Below are 16,638 nucleotides of genomic sequence, written 5' to 3' on the forward strand. Positions count from 1 at the left end.
GTCCTCAGTAGTAGAACCCGTTGTCACCCAGTAAGCGAGGCTTCTGGTTGTCGGTATAAGTCGCTTTATTATTTGATGTTTTTTGTTGCTCTCTTGGCCATGCCAGTAAACGTTCAACATCGCTCAATGGGATTAAGCCATCGGTTGGTAGTGGCATTGAGTCCGAACGAGTCGGTTGAACTAGGTAAGCCGTTACAATGATGATGAGCTCTGTTTCTCTACGAGTGAATTCAGTCGAGCGGAACAGGCTACCGAGTACTGGTATCTCACCGATGAGCGGGACTTTTTGTAGTTGTTCGATGTCTTCCGATTTCAATAGCCCACCTAAAGCAAAGCTCTGCCCACTTGCCAATTCAATGGTGGTGGAGGCGCTACGAGTGGTAAAAGAAGGGAAGTTAGTTCCGTTTATCACTTGTTGGCTCTCGATTGAGATGTTACTGACTTCTGGGTTCACCTTTAAACTAATGCGGTTTTGGCTGAGCACGGTCGGCGTGAAATTCAGTTTCACACCGAAATCCTTGTATTCGATTTGAGTGGTGTCAGCCGTGATCAGTGGTAAGGGAACTTGTCCACCCACCAAAAACTCAGCATCTTCACCTGACATCGCGGTCAAGTTAGGTTCAGCAAGCACAGACATCATGCCGTTGGTTGCTAGTGCATCAATCAGAGCAGTAATGCTCGGCTTGCCCCAACTACTGACATTAGGCAGCTTTGAAAACGAAAATTGCCCCACACCACCGGCGATTGAGCCCCATTTGATGCCCAACTTGTTGGATACATTTCTTGATACTTCCGCGATTTTTACACGAATGTTGACCTGATTTGGCATGGTGACAACCAATTGATTGATCAGCTCATCATCATTGGGTTGAGTCTGCTGATTTTGATTGGTTGAATTACTGCTGTTGTTACTGTTTCCCTGTGAATTCGAGCTCTCTTGTTGTTCGGTAGAACCGACAATAGGGGATAAGTAGCCTTTCGCGAGCGACACGATATTGTGTGCCATCATCGGAGAGGGAACACGACCTTTAAGCCATAACTTTCCACCCAGAGATTCAGCGTTGACTGACGCTTCTGGGAACTTGTTTTTAACCAGTTCATTGAACTCACGGCTATTATGCGTGACGCGAATCTTGTTGGTATAAATCACGCGTTCTTGTTCATTCAAAACGGTGATCGTAGCGCTGCCCGCTCGCTTACCGAATATCATCACCTTGGTATTGGTTAAGGTTTGGTAATCAGCGATATGGGTGCTAGAGATGAAAATAGATTTCGCTTTCTCTGGTAAGTGAATCATTCTTGCCTCATTGATCGTGACATCAAACGTTGATGCTGAAGATGCAAAAGAGACACATAGGCTTGATAGCAGGAGAACACCCCACCAACGACAGATATTAGCCATTGTTATCAGCTCCAGTATTAGTTTTAACCGTTTTAGTGTCGGCTCTAAATTCCACCAATCCCACGTCAGGTAATACCTGAGTTGTGTCCGGAGAAATGACTTTCAGCGTCACTTCATTTGCGTGTTGAGGTTGATCTTGAGCCTCGTTTTGCCCGCGTAATACAAGCGTTAACTTTCCTAATTGCTTCGCAAGGACCACTTGGTTTGCTTGCTCGGGTGTCACTTCTAAAGAGACACTGCTGTCGTCAGGGATACCATTTTCGAAACCATTCGATTCCCGAGCCTTTTGATAAGATTCTGCCGTTTGCTTGTTATTAAATGCCAAGACTCTTGCATCATGCACTATCGTTGTAACGTACAATCCTTGAGATGAATTGCCATAACGAAGTAGCTCACCATCTTGTGAACCGAGTAGGAGAATATCTACTCGGTCGCCCGGCTCAATGAAGCCTGAATTAGACGTGACTTGATCGACAGGGACTGAAATCGCGCGATAGCCCGGTTGCAACTTCAATGAGAGCGAGTAGCCACCTTCGGGTTCGGTAATGTCCGCTTTCGACAATATTGAGTCTTTGACGAGTTTGGTGCGTGCTAGTCCTGACATCGTGTGGTCAGCAGAAATATCTTCCGGTGTCACGTGGTCGATGTAGTTCTCTAACTCTTGCTGTGGAACTTCTTTCCATCGAAACGAGTTTGGAGTGTAGGTTTGGCCTATCTCGATAGTGCGAGTCGGCACCAGCACTTTGATTGTTTTCTCTGTAGCCGATACGGAGGTGATCGCAGACTCGTTATTGGTTTGGCTCAACAGTAAAACGGATAATCCGAGCACCGAGCAAAATAACGACAGCAACATGAGTCGCTTGGCAGTCATAACTATTCCTTTAATTTACGGTAAACGGGCTTATTCTGATTTTTGAGCGTCTTTGAGCTGAGTGACGACAGTTTGGTAAGCGTCAGTAATGGCTTCGGTTAGATCACCATTCTCGCCGCCTACAAAATTAAGCAAGACCACAGACATTGCTGCTGCGAGAATTGCGTATTCGATAGCGGCCGCGCCGCGCTGCTTTTTCTTGTTAAACATGTTGTTATTTCCTAGATGAAAGCAGCTTCAGCTGAGGCTGCTGTGGTAATAAGTAATAGTGTTTTGATTGCCTATTTGGCAACGAGTCGGTATAGGTAACGGCCGTCGTAACTTTGAGTACCCACGTCTCTTTCATCCATGGTTGTCATATTCAACCCGAGGACACGACCATAAGGAGCGGCATCGCTAGTGATATAGGAGCTATGGTTGGAATAACCTCCACCAGTCACGTCATTAAATTTAAAGACATCGGAATTGATAGGTAGTAACCCGTATAGCTCTGCTTTCGATGGGTAGCGCCAGTTCGTCTTGCCACATACTTTTTGTGTATTTCGTGTTGAAATTAACGGCGTTACATCTACGTATTTCTTGAAACGGCTAGTGTCTCCGTTGGTAAACAGTTGCCAAACGAGGGTGCTGTCAGTGTCTTGTGCGCAAATGGCATTGTGGCGATCAGCTACGACGTTCCCTTGCATATCTAGGTACTGGTATGTTGTCGCTTTTTCTCTAACCAGACGCCCTAAGATGACGGCATCTTCAGTACCACTGACTGCCGAACGACGGACATCTTGGTAGCTGCGTTCAGAACTGTAGTTTGTGATGTATTGTTTGGTGTCCTTTGCTTGATTCGACCAGTAGTAAAAAGTCACGCCACCGTAATAGCTAGATTTGTCATACTCCGGATCCAACCCTCGGTGATGAGGGAATGCATCTGTATCGATTGTGATGGTCGAGTTTGAGCTAGAGATTGCTTTAGTTTGTAGTGAAAGTAGCTGAGACAGCGCTGGTACTTTCCAATCATTGAAGCCACATAAGTTCGCATTATTAGTGTTCTCTAGCAGGCCGTTACTGCCTAAAACACTTGCTACACCAGAGGCCGAAGCGTCATAAGCAAGATCGTCAGCACCATTTGGTCGGCCGTCTTTGAGCAGTGTCCATACTCGGCGTTTGCCTGTGATGTCAGTGTCTTCAACACAACGCCAGCCTTGTTTGTAGGTGGTGCTTTTTGGTAGGTAGTTGCCTAACTCGTCCAATTTAGCAAAGCGGCTGCTTACCATTGCGTCAGCTTGAGAAACGCTAAAGCCATTGTCTTTCGCCAGTTTCAGTCCATCTTTTGCTAGCACTTTTGATTGTACTAGGTTGTGGATTTTGGCCGTCGTGTTCATCTCACTGATAAACTTCTGGAACAATGTAGTTAGGGTGGCAAACTCCGAGCCCAGCGATTGTGTTGATGTATTCAGCTCACTTGTGAACGAATTAACCATGCTATATTGATACTCTAGTTCTGAGATAGCCTTGTACAGGTCTAAACTTGCCTGGTGAATGTCCTTAGCCAATGACGCTGAGCTTAGTGCGTTGGTCGAGCTGGATAGACTTACGGACTTTTGCTGCATGAACGCTAATTTTTTAGCAAACTCAGAACCAGAGACTAGTGCGCTTAGTACAACGGTGTTTTGCTCTAATTTAGCGACTTGCTCCTTATACGCTTTTACCTTGTTAATGAATTCAAGGCTCTCAGCATCAGTTCGGCTTTGAGCAACAGAGGCCTGAAACTCAAGAGCTTTTAGCTTTAGCTTTGTGTTCTTAAGATCATCTGCCCATGGTTGGGTCAAAGCCTGCAGTTCTACTACTTTAGCTTGAGCTTCCGCTTCTAATGCAGCGTAACCTTTGCTCTTAGATTGATTGGCGGTTAGCCAGGTTTCTAAATAAAGCTCCGTAGCGTTAATTTTTGTATCTTGTGTACTCAAAAATACGGTTATTTCAGTCGTCGCGCTGTCTACACCAGTAAGTAACTCTGCACCCGATGGCAATTGCCATTTAGCGTATACGTATTTTGAATAATACTGCTCAACAGATTCCTGGCCTTTGTTGATAGTGACAGCGACGCCATTTTTATCCGCTAATATATTCATTGACTGATTCGATACCAAGTAACCACCACTTCTTAGATTTGATGGCAGTGTTGCAGGATCTCGTTGCGATAGCGTAATCACTTCATTGGTGTCTGGAAGCGTCCAACCAGCGATATCACAATCATCCAGTTGTGCGACTTTATCGAAGACGGTATTGATTTCTGAAGAGAATCGTTTTGCCCAGAACGTCGGTTCCCCTTGTCCTTTGTCATCGTATTCAGCAATACAATTTAAGGAGTAGGTATTCCATGAGCCACCGTAACTAAAATCAGCGACCTGCGAACGGGTTTTCATCGGTACGAATTTTAATGCAGTGAAGCGACTACTAGCACCTGTAGCCCAAAGGGTGTCGCTGATTGAGTTTGATACACCTTGTTTCGCATTCTCTTTTAGTCGAACACCGACATTGGCTTTGTCGTACGCTTCTGGGCCAATAAATTGAGGAATCGAAACAATAGGTTGCCAGGTCAGGCCTTTGTCGTTGGTGAACTCATAGTATTCGGCTTCATCAAAGCGAACAGATTGACCTTCAACGTTGGCGGTTAGGTAAGCCCATTGAAATCCATTTGTGTTGACTGGATTACTGCCTGTGAAAGTATTTACAATTTCAGGCGAGGTTGGCGCCGGAATTTCAAACACTTTGGTAAACGCTTGTGCAGTTGGAGTTGCAACGCCATGAGGCATACCATTAGTTGGGTTCTGCCTTACTCGTAATTGCACTTCAGCGATGTTCTTGTCTACATTGCCAATGACTACAGGCTTAGCGGTTACTTTTGTCCAAGTTGAGCCTGAGTCGAGTGTGACTTCGAAGTGCTCGGGTTGAGTAAATTCGCTGAAGTATGTCCAATCGAGCGTGTTGTCTGCGTCGTTAACCACCAGACCAGTCGGGGCGCTTGGCGCTGACGGACGAACAGTAAACGCCACATCATTCGTCAACTCTAAACCGCTAGGACGACCCGTAATCGGATCTCGTTTAACGCGTACTTGGATTGAATCGATAGCGTAAGCTTGGTCATTTAGCTGATATGGCTTTGTGGTAACGACGGTCCAACCCGTGTTAAGTGCATTGATCTCGTAATCCGTTATCTCTGAAAACCCGGAAACGAATGACCAATCAAATGTGTCTAATCCATCGTGAGAGACTGGTGATGTCGGCGCGGGTGGCATACTAGGAGTAACTGAGTAGCCCTTGTCTGAACACAGCGCTTCGCCAGGATCATGTAGAGGATCCGATTCTGCTTTTACTCGCACACAGACTTGCCCCTTGGAAAATATCTCATCAGGGATAGCTTGTGGGTTGCTAGTTACAGGGGTAAAAGTAATGCCTCTATCTAGAGAGTATTCGTAGGAGTCACTCCCCGTGAATCCTTCAACGTTCGTCCATGCGAATGTGTTTTCTGCATCGTCAACAATTGGCATGGTTGGCGATACAGGCTGGCTTTCTGAGCGAGTGAATGCAGAGCTGATAACCAACGGAACGCCGGCAGGGCGTGCATCCAATGCATTTGACTTAACGCGAACCGAAATCGAGTTCGCAGGAAGTGAAACATTGCCAACGAGATAAGGCAGTGTGGTTACGTCCTGCCAACCGCTACCTAGATTAATTTCGTAGAAAGATGGCGCATTGTATCCAGTGACCCACAGCCAATTGATTTGATTGGTGCTGTCGTTCGCAAAATCGAGTACTGGTTGCGCGGGTTGGATCGGGGTTACCGTCATCGATTGTTCTGATGCTGAACTTAATCCCGTTGGGTGACCTAACAAGTCATCTTTGGCTACACGAACTTTTAAGTGCCCAACTGGAATATCTAGATCTTGAATGTTTTGAGGCTTTTCAGTGGCTTTAGTCCAACTTGAGCCGTTATCTAATGAATATTCATATAAACCTAGTTCATTAAATGAGTCGACAAATGCCCAATCAAATTGGTTGATCGCGTTATTCACCGTAATCCAAGCTGGAGCCGCAGGCACTGTCGTTAGCGTAAACGCTTTGTCTGAAAGCATTGGCTTTCCGACTGGAGTATTACGAACGTTAGACGCAGCAACTCGAACTTGAACGGCTCCTTTGTCGAACGCCAGTTTCCCTACAACAATCGGCTTACGAATTACTGTTGTCCAAGTATTCCCTGAATCTAGCGAATATTCGTAATCTGTGTTGTGGTTGAAGGCTCGTACAAACTGCCAGTCGAAGGTGTCTGAGGCATCATTGACCTGACCATGTTTAGGAGCCGGTGGTCTAGTGATGATTTCATTGCCATCGATGTCTTCTTGGGAAACTTTGAGTTGATCTCGGTACTCTTTACCAAGTTGCTTCAATGCGCTATCGGTTCCTGATGCGCCATGAGACAGCAAGTCGGTCTTGGCTTTAAATTCTGCTAAATCAAGCTCTGCCAGCTTGTACATAGAGCCTTTTCGAGCATTTACTTGGTCGACACCTGCATCAACAGAGGCTATTTGTGCTTCCTGAAGTACGCGAGTAACACCGCGTGCAAACATGTGTACTTCACGGCTTATCGCTGAGTTTGATGCGGAATAATCACCAACAGCCAGTTGTTTATCTATGCCTAAGTCGCTGGCCACAAGCTGAGTTGCTTCATCAAAACTGATTCCACTGGTTTTCGACACACTTGCAATAAGAGATGTCATGGGGCTGATCACGTTCGAATTGTTACTCGGCACTTCTAACGTAAATCCGGATTCAATAGGCTGATTTGGTGAATCCATATCGATGGTTATACCGGCAACCGCTTCAACCAATATTGGGTATTGGGCGACATCATTGTCGACGTCTAACTGAAATCGTCCTTCGGCGTCCGTAGTGGCAATTTCCCCATCAGCAGAGTCACACATGGCATTGCTATTTTTGTCTAAACAAACCTTCGCATTGTGTAAATAACCATCCAAAGCTATGCCCGAAATATTCTGAGAATTTGGTTGAGTCTGTGACTGCTTGAGCTTCGGATCTGACTCTGCTCCACCACAAGCCATGAGCATTGTGGAAACGAGTGAAACACTCATTAGTTTGTATGGATTTCTTACCACCTGAACTCCAAATAATTTATAAATTACCCATAGGAAAGGCGGAGGATATTAATTTAAATGATAGTAATTATCAATATCATTTGATCTTTTATTTCGTTAAGTGATTTAATAGCCAAATTAAATACTATCAATCCAATAATAAACTAGGTGAATCGGTCGAAAAAATGCACAATAAATTATTAATATGCAAATTGTCACTAGCAATCTCTAGTGCCTTAATGGTCTCAGGATGTGGAGGCAGTTCTGATAGCGAAAACCCAGTTGGGTCTACGGCTTCAGGCTATGCGTTTTTAGATTCATTAGTCTGCGCTGATGCAGATCTGAATGGCGTATGCAGTGATCAAGAGAAACAGATTGCTGATGTTTCTGGGTACGCACAGCAAAGGCAATATGATGGTGCAATTTTGACTGCTTCTCCTGGTATGAAAGTGGTGACGCCTTTCACTACTTTGATTCATAGTGAGATGATGTTTAACCCAACGGTAAGTAACGATGTAGAACAAGCAAAAGCATCGCTTCAAAGTAAGCTAGGTGATCATGTTGGCATCAATTTTGGTGTTCTAGACTCAACTCATGGGTCTAAAGATCTATCAAATCTGTTGTTAAAATCGCTGAAAAAGGCGCAAAGTGACGGTAAGCAGTCTTCTTATACCAATATTGCTCATGCCCTTGATTTGATGATAGAACATAAGACTTTAGACTTATCTAATATTGACGTTGCTGGTACGGTTTCTCGGCATCTACAAATTGAAGATTCTTTGGTTGTTCGCGGTTCACAATCGGTACCGCAATTGTCTGGTGCGAAGTCGATAGCTCTGAATCCAGCGAGCAGTCAGATTGTGTTTTTAACGGCTAATGATGTGGTTATGCAAATTGATAGCTCTTCACGCAATAAGCCGGTGACAATCAATGGTGACCCTGCATCTCAAGCGGTTTCTGGTCTGGTTAGTATCCGTTCGCACGACGACGATGATTATGACGACCATGACGATGATGATGACGACGATGATGATGATGACGATCACGGAGGTGACACTGGAGGCGGAGAAATACCGGTAGATTCGAGTGAAATCATTCAGTTAGTTCCTGCGCTAAATGGTGTTCAGGCATACAAGGTTTACAAACCGACCGCTTACGTCTCACCCACATCGAGTGATATTTGTAATAGCCAAGGCGCTAATGGTGTTTTCCTCACAAACCTCAATGGTTCGAATAATAACAATGTTGGCGTGAAGGCTTTTGCGATTGATACATACAGCAGTCGCAGTGGAGGCACGCTTCCACCCATTCCAAAACCTAATCCAGCCGTGCCGCCTAAATCGACTGAGTCGTGCATCAATGATAACTTCGCAGCAGTGGTTCCTCTGTTACAAAGTGGCTCGTTACTGGCGATTAAAAATACCGGAAGCTCGATATACTCACAGCAAGAACTCAAACTGCTAAGTGCTAATAAGCTAGATATGAAAAGCTGGAGTCACGCATTGAAAGCTTCCTCACCGCAAGTCATGTCATCTTATGACGAAAGTGAAGCATTAATTGTTTATAAGAATTACTTTTCAAACAGTAATTTAGCGGCAGAAGTTATCGATACGGCTAACCTATCCACTAAGATGACGATTGATAAGTTAAATCTTAAAACAGCCAATATTGTCGTGAATCAGCAGATATTGTTGGGGTTGGATAGCAATAAGGTTGAGTGGGTGTCTAACTCGATACAACAAACCGTACTTGGGGAGCTGACCGTTGATTCTGCTATTAGCAAGATAGCGACATCGCGAGACGGAAAAACCAGTGCGATTACCACAGCAAGTTCTCTTTATATCGTTGATAACATGACGAGAAGCTTACTTGTAACAGAGTCTCTGAGTAACAATGCTATCAAGTCTTTGTATGTGTTAGAAGATAAGGTGATTGCGTTAACTTCTTCGGGTGCGGACTATTATCAATTCCGAAATATCAGCGGCCCGGCTCTCAAGGTTGGCAGCCAATTGATAACAAAAGAACTCCTCAAAAAGTGGGAAGACAGCGGCAATTCAAGTTGGAGTTCAACGAACTTGGGCTACATTCTTTCTCAAACGGGTACAGAAAGTGAACTCTCCGATAAATTTAAAAACGTAAATCTCTCGTTTTCTCCGACCAATGCGACAACGTCAAGTGGCATCTCTGGTGTGCACGTCAGCGGCTTAGAACGAGGTGAATGGCTAACTTTCTATAAAGGCCTTTAACGGTTTATTGCATCAAAGAAGGGAGGCTTGCTCCCTTCTTATTCCTCCTTTTTTATTTCACCTCTCTTTTTTCATAACGACCTATTTCTCTTGTTTATTTCTTTTCGCACCATGCATTTATGCTCTGTATAAACACTAGAAAAACAAAAGTTAATCGTTTGTTAACTCCCATAAAACCGGAGTATGATACTGGATTACTATTTAGGATTTGGCTGTCATGAGTGCATCAACAGCGAGCTGGAAAACGCCGCAAAACTTCTTATTACTGATTTCGATTGTTGTCCCGATCGCGTTTTCGAGCTGGATGGCTCTGCTGAATAACTTCGTGATTGAGAAAGCGAACTTTGATGGTGCTGATATTGGCTTGCTGCAAAGTGTTCGTGAAATCCCGGGCTTCTTAGCGTTTACTGTGGTGTTTGTTTTAGCCTTCATTCGAGAGCAACGCTTTATGTTGATATCGCTGGCGATGCTGACTGTAGGCACGGCGATTACCGGTTTATTTCCTACACTCACAGGCTTGTTGTTGACTACGGTTTTGATGTCTACGGGTTTTCACTATTTTGAAACGCTGAAGCAGTCTCTGTCACTGCAATGGTTGAGTAAAGAAGAGGCGCCAGAGATGCTAGGTAAGATGATCTCCGTTGGCGCGTTAGCCTCGTTAATCACTTACGGATCTATCTGGGTGATGTTAGAACAGCTCAAACTCGATTTTGCTTGGGTGTATGGCATCACTGGCGGTATTGGCTTGATTTTGGTTTTGGTGATGACCTTTGGTTTCCCGGAGTTTCAGACCAAGACCCAACAGAATAAGAAATTGGTGCTGAGAAAGCGTTACTGGCTCTACTACGCTCTTACCTTTATGAGCGGAGCAAGAAGGCAGATATTTACCGTGTTCGCGGGCTTCTTGATGGTAGAGAAGTTCGGTTACTCGGCTGCTGACATCACGCTACTGTTTTTAATCAACTATCTGTTTAACTTCTTGTTCGCAAAACGCATTGGTAAATTTATTGGTGTCGTGGGTGAGCGTAAGGCTCTGATCTTTGAGTATGTGGGTTTGATTGGTGTGTTTGTTGGTTATGGCTTGGTGCAAAGCGCTGAGTGGGCTGCAGCACTTTACGTGGTAGATCATCTTTTCTTTGCGTTGGCACTGGCGATCAAAACCTACTTCCAGAAAATTGCGGATCCTGCTGACATGGCCTCAACCGCGGGTGTCTCTTTCACCATCAACCATATAGCAGCGGTTGTTATTCCAGTCGCGTTTGGTGTGATTTGGCTGTCGTCTCCTGCAACGGTTTTTTACATTGGTGCAGCAATGGCAGTGGTTTCTTTGGCGCTGTCTTTAAACATCCCTAAGAAGCCTGAAGAGGGTAACGAAGTCCGGATGTTCAGCTGGCGCTAATGTTCATTTCAATCTGATGAGATAAATAAAAAGCTCCAATAGCGATATTGGAGCTTTTTTGTATGTGCTATTTGGTAGTCAAAGGCGTGACGTTCTAAACGGATTACTTCCTATGCCGCCTGTTTTTCTAATGAGCCAGAAAAGCGCTTCTTGTAGCTGCGTAACATACTTAGGCTGAATATGGCTGTTACGGTTTCCGCGAACAGGATACTCGCCCAAATCCCTTGTTCTGGGAATAGTTTTGGCAAAATCATTATGCCCAATGCGACGAACACAAAGCCGCGGCCAAGAGATATCAGTGTTGCTTGTTTAGGTTTGGCCGTTGCCTGAAACAGGTTGGCGATCACTAAGTTGATGCCCATTAGTGGTACAGCAAAGAAGAAGAACGTTAATGCCGTGGCTGACAGTGCAATCAAATCACTTGAATCACCCAAATAGAGGGCTGCGATTTGAGGCGCAAGCAGGTACACAATAACCATAAACACTAAGCCGCTACCAATTGCACTTTTTAAACCTAAGCGAAAAATCGCTTCGATTCGGTTTGGCTGGTTGGCACCATGATTAAAGCTGATAATTGGCTGGCAGGCTTGAGCGATTCCGACCATCACAAACAAAGCGAATACCCCGATATTTGCCGTTAAGCCATAGGCGATAATATGATTCTCACCAAACTGATGCAGCAACACGTAGTTGAACAGCAAGATTGTCATCGCGGCGGTTACCTCAATAAAGAAGGTCGGTGTGCCTATTTTTAGGATGCTTGGCAGTTTGTCCAAACCAATTCCTTTTAGGCTCAGTTCCAAGGTGCCTTGTTTACGTACAAAGTGGCTCAATAGAATACAAGCGATAACACCTTGCGCAATGGCTGTACCGTAGGCTGCCCCTTTCATACCCCAGCCCCACTTTAAGACGAAGAAGTAATCCAACACTAGATTGACCACAGCACCTATCGACATCGCGTAAGTCGCCAGTTTTGGGTTGGTGTCGTTACGAACAAAGCACGACATGACCCAAGCTAACGAGTACAACACAAAGAATGGCAGCATTACAGCCAGGTAATCGTGAGTCAGTTCAGCCATGTATCCAGAAGCGCCCATTAACGCAATCATGTCGTCTAGAAAATACAGAGCAATGCTGACTGAAATGGTGCTAAGCACGGCGGTACTGAGCATTGATTGGCTAAAGAGGGTTTGACCCGACGCTGAATTTCCTTTGCCAACTTCGATAGACATAAGCGCTGCACCGCCAATGCCAACCATCATCGCGATAGCGGTAAATATTGAGAAAGCAGGGATGGTCAAAGCGATAGCACCAAGCCCATCAGGGCCAACACCACGTCCGACGAACCATGCGTCTCCCATGATGAAGAGAGACTTGATCACCATGCCAGTTAGCGCTGGCCAAAGGTACTGATAAAAGGATTTAGATATAGGATCGGTTTTAAGGTTGATGGCCATTCGAGAGTGCTCCCAACAAGTTGGATGTAACCAAAGTGGATGAATTAAAGAGGGAGCATTATCCGAACTTAACTGGGCTCTAAAAAGGGATGATCTGCGTGTTATGTTGCACTATCTGCACATCGAGTTCGAAACTCTGCAGGCGACTCATTCATCTGGCCACGGTAAAAACGGCTGAAATAGGCGGGGTCTTCGAAGCCAAGTTCAAAGGCGATGGTTTTAATTGTCTTGGTCGAAAAAATCAATTCTCGGTTCGCTTCCAAGATGATTCGATCGTGGATCAATTGGGTGACCGTCTTACCTCGTTCAGCCTTCACGATCTCATTGATGCGTTTGTTAGTTATCGATAGCGCTTGCGCATAAAACTCACAATGTTTGTGGGTAGTGTAGTGTTGCTCAATCAAATCGACCACTTGGTTTACTCGGCTGTCGCGCACTTCGCCTTTCAATGATGATTGGCTGGCGAAACGTAATATGTAGCGCAAAAAGCTATTCATGAGGGACTCTACCAAATCCCAGTCGCTCTCTTCTCGTGCACACTCCTCTTTAATCATAGTGAAAATAGGCAGTAGGTAGCGGTTGCCTTCTTCACTGCAATCTAAGTAGGGAGGACGACTTTGATGCATGGCAAAAACGGTGTCGACCAGCTGTGTGTTGCGATGGTTGGTTTTAACAAAGCCTGGCGTAAACACCAGTAAACGGGCGCTTTCTCCCACTAGTTCAGATCGGTGAACCTGACCCGGAGCAATGGTAAAAATACGGCCGACCTTGTTGTCATAGTCTACAAAATCAATGCTCTGACTGCCTAAGCTATCTACGCACCACACCAACTCCCAGTATTCATGTCTGTGCGGTTCTAAGAATGCGTCGTCGCTGTTAGTCAGTTCCTCAACCCTACAAGGTTGACCTTTAATCAGGCGCATGTGTTTGATGGGAGTTCTCATGACATTCCTTGGTTGAAGACAGATGGTGCAGTTAAGACTAGAGTCGGTTGTTCTCAGCGTTTCTAATGTAGTCGATTGCGACTTTTAAGTCATTCGCTTGCCATTATCAATGAGTGATGGGCAGTGAAAGAATGGACGCGGTGAAATAGATAGGAGTGTGAGAGGGGAGTGAGTTAAAACTTAGATTTGAGTCGCTAAATAGAACCCTAGAAGCGCATTGCGGGCTTCTAGGGTTAATTCATAGAACTTAGTTGCTACTTACTGTTTTTAACGAAGAGCGCAGCTTGAAGATTCCCTTTGGTGCCTTGGTCAGCAAGATGCCACAAAGTAGAGGGATCATCATAAGCAGAGACTGTTCAGATAGAACCTCACCATTGATGTAGCAAGAGATCAGCAGCGCAACCACTGGGAAGATTAGGAAGCAGATAGACGCTTGGAACGGCGTCGAAACCTGTCCTAATTTAAAGTAAGCCACAATGCCGCCAACACTCGCCACAAAACCTAGGTACACGACAGCTGAGATTGAATCCCAAGTGAAGGATTCAACATTAACGCTTTCACCCATTGCAGAAACTGCGAACAAGAATAGAGAAGCAATTAAGCTCGGAACGGCGTTGTAGGTTAGAACTTCGATTCCTTTGCAGTGCTTTTGAACTAAAACATACATCACTGCGTGAATGGCAACAGCAAGGCCTAAGCAAACCGTGCCAATAAGGTAGTCATCACCACCCATTTGCATTTCATTGCCAAGGATTAAACATAGGCTCACAACAGCTGTGACCAAACCGAAGATTTGGTGCTTCGCTAATCGTAGGCCTAGGAATAAACCCGACATTAGCATTACTGCTACGGGCATGTTGGCGAAGATGATCGACGCTAGACCAGAAGAGATGTATTGCTCACCATAGATCATCAAAGTGAACGGAATAGCAAAATACATCAGTGCCACAATAAGCAGCCATTGACGTTTACCTTTAGGGAAAAGCAAAGGTTGGTTGAAGACTTTTGCTAATACCGCAAGCAGAGGTGCTGCAAGTAAAAAGCGTAACGCAGTGGCAAAAATAGGTGGGATAGAATGCAATGCCACTTCCATAGCGAACCAAGTGGTTCCCCAAATTAAGCAAACAGAGACAAAAAGCAAGATAGTTAGCGACTTCGAATTCATGGTGACTACTCATTAATAATTATTTTAAATCATAGGCTTGTGGCGCCTTAATGACGTGGCACAGTATAGAAAGGTAGTCGGAGAAAAGTTTTGCCTTTTTATCTCTAATTTGAGTTTATTGAGGAAATTAAATCTCTAATGTAGTTATTTTGAAGAAAATTATTTTATTTTAGATAACTTAAACAAAGTCATTGTTCTTTGTGAGGTTTAATGTTGGTCGATAAATCGTCAGTTTAGCGACGTATGGCAATTTGGTTGAAAGATATTAAGAATAAGATTCAGCGTGTTGTTTTAGGTGTTCAATAAAGGCGCGAATTCTGGCTGGCACCTGTAACCCATAATTATGGACGACATAAAAAGAGGCTTTAAGAACTTGATCTTTGGGCAAGATGTTTACCAATGTCCCTTTTTTCAGGTCTTCTTCAATTGCTTGTTTAGGTAAACAGGCAATCCCCAATCCATTTAAGGCCATCATGCGGATGGTCGGAACGCTATCTCCGATTCGACTTGCCCTGAATTGATACGTGCTTACTTTGCCCTTATTAATTTCAAAGCTTCTTTGGCTGTTGATTCCTTCCCACTGATTGGCAATGTAGTCATATTGGGAGAGGTCACTTGGCATGATTGGCTGCGGTATTTGCGCCTTAGTAAGATAATCAGGGTGACAGCACAGTACCTGATGAAGCTCTCCGAGCTTAATTGCACGAGACGTTGAATCAGGAAGAGCCCCAACAGTGACCGACAGGTCTATGTATTTTTCGATAAGATCTACGCGCATATCGTTGGCCAATAGTTGAGGCTCGATACGAGGGTGGCTTTTCATAAACTCACACATTGCAGGTCCAATAAGATGTGTCATCAATGTGTGTGGGGATGTGATGGTGATAGTGCCTGCAAAATCAGAACAGGACTCGCGCACTTCTTCTTCCGCAAGCGACATTAACTTTCGCATTTCTAAGCATCGTTGATAAAAACGTTGTCCAGCGTCGGTTAAGGATTGGCGACGTGTTGTTCGAGTGAGTAATTTCACACCAAGGTGTTGCTCAAGCCCTTGTAAGTGATGGCTAACGACAGATTTTGAGAGATCTAGCTTATCAGCCGCTTTCGTTATGGAGCCCGATTCTACAATTTGGGCGAACACTTGCATGCGATGCAATTCGTTTTTCATGGTGGTTTATTGTCTTATTAAATCGAACTATGTTTCAAATATTACTGTATTTATCTATTTTAACAAACAAGTAAGATTCTCCTCGTACCTTAACAAAATAAGAAAACGGAGAGAATGATGACTATTTTAGTGCAATTTACCTTGAGCCATACTGAAGATAAAACGGCAGAGATCGGTGAGTTTTTTAACGAAATATTGCCAGATACTCGTACTTTTAACGGCAACCTTTCTGCGGAGCTTTATCAAAAAGATTTGGCAGAAAATTCCTTGGTTTTATGTGAAGAATGGGAAAGTACCGCTCACTTTAATGAATACATTGCTTGGCGCAAAGATATTGGTGATTTTGACCGTTTAGGCGCGATGCTTACGGATATGCCAATTATCACCGTCATGTCAAAAATCGTCACAGCCTTTGAGGGGTAATGATGAATAAGATATGGAGCCCTTCTTCAGTACCCGCTCCAGCCGCTAATTATCATCAATGTGCGTTGATCCCCGCAGGTTCAACGCGATTGCACATCGCTGGGCAACTAGGGGTTGATAGCGAAGGAATGGTGGCTGAAGGTGCGGAACAACAGATTGTACTGGCTTGGAAAAATCTGAGAGGTGTGCTTCAGGCAAACCAAATGGATATCGAAGATTTAATCAGTGTAAGGCTGTACTTAGTGGACCGGAATGATATGTCTGATTATCAAGCCGCAAAGCAGAGATTGCCTTTCGATGTTGGTGGTCTCCCAACGACATTACTGTTTGTACAAGGGCTTTTTGACGAGCGATGGAAAGTTGAAATTGAGGCTGAAGCGGCGAAACTGATTTAAGTCGATCGCTGTATGCTCAATTGA

12 protein-coding genes are annotated in these 16,638 nt (G+C 44.6%); 4 read left to right on the top strand and 8 right to left on the bottom strand.

What is annotated here, in order from left to right; translation table 11 throughout:
* Positions 1-4: 4 nt before the first annotated feature.
* The 4 genes from OCU90_RS24915 to OCU90_RS24930 form a co-directional block, all read right to left on the bottom strand.
* On the bottom strand, positions 5-1,402 hold the full coding sequence (locus OCU90_RS24915; RefSeq protein WP_061021297.1) for a type II and III secretion system protein family protein: 1,398 nt from the start codon (positions 1,400-1,402) through the stop codon (positions 5-7).
* Entirely contained in the window at positions 1,395-2,273 is an 879-nt protein-coding gene (gene cpaB, locus OCU90_RS24920) for a Flp pilus assembly protein CpaB (protein ID WP_061021299.1), read from the bottom strand. Before cpaB ends, OCU90_RS24915 begins: the two co-directional genes overlap by 8 nt.
* A gap of 30 nt (positions 2,274-2,303) precedes the next feature.
* Positions 2,304-2,483 (bottom strand): Flp family type IVb pilin, encoded by a 180-nt coding sequence (locus tag OCU90_RS24925; RefSeq protein ID WP_061021301.1) that lies wholly within the window; start codon positions 2,481-2,483, stop codon positions 2,304-2,306.
* Positions 2,484-2,554: 71 nt separating this feature from the next.
* Complete coding sequence (locus tag OCU90_RS24930; protein WP_061021303.1) at positions 2,555-7,414, bottom strand: Lcl C-terminal domain-containing protein; 4,860 nt, start codon at positions 7,412-7,414, stop codon at positions 2,555-2,557.
* Positions 7,415-7,656: 242 nt separating this feature from the next.
* Here OCU90_RS24930 and OCU90_RS24935 point away from each other — a divergent pair, with 242 nt between their 5' ends.
* Both OCU90_RS24935 and OCU90_RS24940 read left to right on the top strand, forming a co-directional pair.
* Complete coding sequence (locus OCU90_RS24935; RefSeq protein WP_061021304.1) at positions 7,657-9,663, top strand: hypothetical protein; 2,007 nt, start codon at positions 7,657-7,659, stop codon at positions 9,661-9,663.
* Positions 9,664-9,880: 217 nt separating this feature from the next.
* Positions 9,881-11,062, top strand: a complete 1,182-nt coding sequence (locus OCU90_RS24940; RefSeq protein WP_004732824.1) for an MFS transporter — start codon at positions 9,881-9,883, stop codon at positions 11,060-11,062.
* 110 nt (positions 11,063-11,172) lie between these two features.
* Here OCU90_RS24940 and OCU90_RS24945 read toward each other — a convergent pair whose 3' ends face one another.
* From OCU90_RS24945 to OCU90_RS24960, 4 genes are all read right to left on the bottom strand, one after another.
* On the bottom strand, positions 11,173-12,519 hold the full coding sequence (locus OCU90_RS24945) for an MATE family efflux transporter (RefSeq protein WP_004732825.1): 1,347 nt from the start codon (positions 12,517-12,519) through the stop codon (positions 11,173-11,175).
* Positions 12,520-12,620: 101 nt separating this feature from the next.
* Positions 12,621-13,463 carry a helix-turn-helix domain-containing protein gene (locus OCU90_RS24950; protein ID WP_017096162.1) on the bottom strand — a complete coding sequence of 281 codons (843 nt, stop codon included), beginning with the start codon at positions 13,461-13,463 and terminating at the stop codon, positions 12,621-12,623.
* Positions 13,464-13,710: 247 nt separating this feature from the next.
* Positions 13,711-14,628, bottom strand: a complete 918-nt coding sequence (locus tag OCU90_RS24955) for a DMT family transporter (RefSeq protein WP_004732827.1) — start codon at positions 14,626-14,628, stop codon at positions 13,711-13,713.
* 265 nt (positions 14,629-14,893) lie between these two features.
* Complete coding sequence (locus OCU90_RS24960) at positions 14,894-15,796, bottom strand: LysR family transcriptional regulator (protein WP_017083046.1); 903 nt, start codon at positions 15,794-15,796, stop codon at positions 14,894-14,896.
* A 114-nt stretch (positions 15,797-15,910) separates the two neighbouring features.
* Between OCU90_RS24960 and OCU90_RS24965 the strand changes: the two genes are divergently transcribed.
* Both OCU90_RS24965 and OCU90_RS24970 read left to right on the top strand, forming a co-directional pair.
* Complete coding sequence (locus tag OCU90_RS24965; protein WP_081089940.1) at positions 15,911-16,219, top strand: antibiotic biosynthesis monooxygenase family protein; 309 nt, start codon at positions 15,911-15,913, stop codon at positions 16,217-16,219.
* Entirely contained in the window at positions 16,219-16,614 is a 396-nt protein-coding gene (locus OCU90_RS24970) for a RidA family protein (protein ID WP_081089941.1), read from the top strand. Before OCU90_RS24965 ends, OCU90_RS24970 begins: the two co-directional genes overlap by 1 nt.
* Positions 16,615-16,638: the final 24 nt, after the last annotated feature.

Origin of the sequence: Vibrio splendidus, assembly GCF_024347615.1 — a bacterium.
Lineage (GTDB): Bacteria > Pseudomonadota > Gammaproteobacteria > Enterobacterales > Vibrionaceae > Vibrio > Vibrio splendidus.